Source organism: Desulfobacterium sp. N47 (assembly GCF_051233685.1).
GTDB lineage: Bacteria > Desulfobacterota > Desulfobacteria > Desulfobacterales > RPRI01 > RPRI01.
This window is the reverse complement of sequence record NZ_JBAMMY010000001.1, coordinates 1-3,574: the sequence shown is the minus strand read 5'-3', so window position 1 is coordinate 3,574 and position 3,574 is coordinate 1. Positions and strand designations below refer to the sequence as shown.

Sequence of the window (3,574 nt, the reverse complement as noted above, 5' to 3'; positions counted from 1 at the left end):
CAACCAAGCAGAATCAGTGCGTCGAGAACCTTTTGTGCTTTGTGCTTACCCTTGGTGGTAAGTTCGCCAAGAGCTTCACGTTCGTCTTTGGTCAGTGTTACGATATATTTTTTCATATTCAATCCTCCTTGGTTGATTATGAAATAATATTATCATACTATTTACGACATTGCAAGCATGACTAGACAGCAGTGCCGACAGCCCTGAAGGAATTGCTATGCCAGGATCCCCCATTACCGGATCGTTGGACAAGAGTATGATATCCCGAACCGGATCCTCAGTCAGAGTCGCTGAAAAACCGTCGGGGCTGACAATGGCCGTGGGTCTGCGTAAAAAGTTCTCAAATTAATAGGAATAGACTCAGCCTGAGCATACGATGCTGACAATGCCAAGAAAATAGCTAATATAAATTCTCCTGCATACTTCATTGTGCTTCCTCCTTTTTTACGGATGGTTTTGTTAAAATTTCTTGGTTTTTTATACAAGGACAAACTTGATATAGATATTATCAACTTATCTAACATGGAACGACTTACAGATAGCCTACAGATTGAATGAAAAATGAACTTTTTTTGATTTTTTTTAGTGGGGGATATTACCTTATCCGGACAAGCCGGAACCAAAAAAGGTAGTTTACTAATTCACTATATTTTGAAGTAGTATAGGTATAGCGGAGACCTCGAAGGGTGTGTTATATCGGCATAACTTAATTTGTGTTTTAGGTATTGTTCTTTGCACTCTTCTTTTTATAAACTGCAAGCCATTCTTCGTAAAATTCATCATAGCAGTTCTGTTCTATAGCTTCTCTTATGTCTTTCATGAGATCCTGGTAGAAGGTCAGGTTGTGAATGGTAAGAAGCGTTTCGGCAAGAGGGTCACGGGAAAAGAGGAGATAGCGCAGAACCATTCTGGGGTATGTTCTGCATGTGTAGCAGTTGCATTTTGTATCAAGCGGAAATTTGTCTTTGCGGTAGGTTTTATCAAGGATTCTGATTTTACCCATTCGGGTGAAAAGGGTTCCCTGTCTGGCGTATCTGGTGGGAATCACGCAATCGAACATATCCATCCCGCCTTTTACAGCTGCAAGTAAATCTTCGGGAAGCCCCACTCCCATCAAATATCTTGGTTTTTGTTCCGGAAGAAAAGGCGCTGTAACCTCAACCACTTTTTTCATAAGTTCAAAACCTTCGCCTACGCTAACTCCGCCGATTGCAAAACCGTCAAACGGAATCGAGGTGATTCCGACAGCACTTTTTTGCCGAAGGTCAGGATAAATTCCTCCCTGAACTATTCCGAACATAAACTGGTATTCTTTTAATTCAACTTTTCTACAGCGTTTCGCCCACTCAGTTGTCCGGTCAACCGATTTTTCTATATATTCTCTTGATGCTGTATGCTCCACGCATTCATCGAAAGCCATTACGATGTCTGCTCCAAGATCGCGCTGAATTTCCATTGAGCGCTCAGGAGAAAAAAAGATGCGTTCCCCGTTTTCCTCATATGAAAAGGAAACACCATCATCGCTTATTTCTTTTCCCGGAAGAGAAAAAACCTGAAAACCGCCTGAGTCGGTAAGTATGGTTTTATCCCAGCCCATAAAACGATGAAGACCGCCCAAACGTTTAACCGTAGCAAGTCTTTCTCCGATAGAAAGATGATAAGTGTTTGCAAGAACAACTTCGGAATTTGTTTCGGCAACATCTCTTGGCGTAATGGATCGCACAAATCCTGCGGTGCCAACAGGCATAAATGCCGGTGTATGCACAATGCCGTGAGCCGTTTGAAACTCACCTTTTCTTGCACCGCAAGAATCAACGGCAACAAGATTAAATCTGATATCTTTTGGTTTCATTTTTATCCCTGTAATAATTAATGGACCTGCAAACAATACCCAAACCGTCATACCGGAGTTGATCCGGTATCCGGAACATAATAAATTAAGACGTATCCATAAATCCATTGCCGTTATATTTGAATATTTCAGTAGTTGCAAGAATCTCAATAATTCCGAGGTGAAATAATCAGAAATCGAGCGGGCTTTTAGCTTCTTTTAGTGTCCGGCTTTTTACGGTATGCGTATAAATCATTGTCGTTCTCACATCACTATGGCCCAGCAGTTCCTGAATTGTCCGGATATCATAGTTTGCCTGCAATAAATGGCTGGCGAAGCTATGATGAAAGGTATGAGCGGACGCACGTTTTGTAATCCTTGACTTGTCTACCGCCTTTTTTATGGCTTTTTGAACAAGGCTTTCATGCAGGTGATATCGCCGGTATCCCCCGCTTTTCTTTTCATAAGTCAATTGCATTGCCGGGAAAAACCACTGCCAGATAAAATCCTTTGCTGCATTTTTGTATTTTAACTCTAATGCATTTACCAGAAATACCCCGGCATATTTTTTTTCAAGGTCCCGCTTATGCAAATCTTTCAATGTCTCAAGATGTCTTCGAAGTTCCGGAAGCATCGTTTCAGGGAGAGGTACGGTTCTATCCTTCTGCCTTTTGCCGTCGTGAACCGTTAATATACCGGCATCAAAATTCATGCAATGCACACGAAGGCCAATACATTCAAACAGCCTAAGACCGCACCCGTAAAGCAATTTTACAACAAAAAAGGGGGTTCTAAAAAATTCAGGATATTATCGATTTCCTTACGAGATAAAACCACAGGGATATAAGGCTTCCTCTTTGCCCTCACAACCCCGTCAAATTTCCCAAATTCCCTGCCTAAGATGTGCCGATAAAAAAACAACAGCGAATTAAATGCTTGGTTCTGGGTGGTAGAAGATACTTTTTGCTTCACAGCCAAAGAAGTTAAGAATTCTTTAACATCGCCCGATGAAAGCAATTCCGGGTTCTTGCTTTTTGTAAAAGTCTGGAATTTTCGAACCCATTCTTTATAAGCCCTGAGAGTTTTTGGAGAATAATGCCTTACACTTATTTCATTCTCCAATCCGGAATATTCCGCTTTCCACGAAGTGCCGGTTACTTGAGCAACAAGATTACTATCCGCCGAAATATTTTTTATTGATGAAGGATTAACAGGTTTTGATGTATTCTTGTTTTGGCTGGGTTGGCTGCAGACTCACGGACAGAAAACGCTTTAACATTTTTAGAAGTAAAATCTTTCTGAGGATTTACAGATTGGGTTACAATTTTCTTGTCGGTGGGATCTTTTATCTTAATTATCTCATAATACAGATTTACTGCAATTATCGCCTGATCTTGCTGCTCTTTTGTCTGTTTTTTTTCTTGAAGCTTACGGATAAATATGGGCAGGCTATCTTTATACGCAGGTGTGTAGCTATACTTGCCGCAAAAGTCCAGATAGTAACGCAGCCATTTTTTATAAGCCCATTGTAAATTATCAGGAATTTTGGTTCCTCGCTATTTTGTGTTCTACAACAACTGCCGGTTTCACCAGGCCTTAAATTACAAGACTCCGGCTGAGGTGCATTATCAAAGGACATAAAGCCTGATAATAATGGGGGCTCTGCCCCCAAACCACCGGGATTTAACGCTTAACGGGCATAAACAGATTAGATGAAAAGATGGGCCGCACAAAAGATGCACG

At 41.1% G+C, this 3,574-nt stretch carries 3 protein-coding genes; all 3 read right to left on the bottom strand.

The features are described from left to right. Window positions 1-718: 718 nt before the first annotated feature. Entirely contained in the window at window positions 719-1,852 is a 1,134-nt protein-coding gene (gene tgt / locus VXK47_RS00015) for a tRNA guanosine(34) transglycosylase Tgt (RefSeq protein WP_435546723.1), read from the bottom strand. A gap of 169 nt (window positions 1,853-2,021) precedes the next feature. Continuing rightward, window positions 2,022-2,552, bottom strand: coding sequence for a tyrosine-type recombinase/integrase (locus VXK47_RS00010; protein WP_435546724.1), 531 nt, complete (start codon window positions 2,550-2,552; stop codon window positions 2,022-2,024). 50 nt (window positions 2,553-2,602) lie between these two features. Further along, a complete protein-coding gene (locus tag VXK47_RS00005) occupies window positions 2,603-2,953 on the bottom strand; it encodes a site-specific integrase (RefSeq protein ID WP_435546722.1) in 351 nt (116 codons plus the stop codon). Window positions 2,954-3,574: the final 621 nt, after the last annotated feature.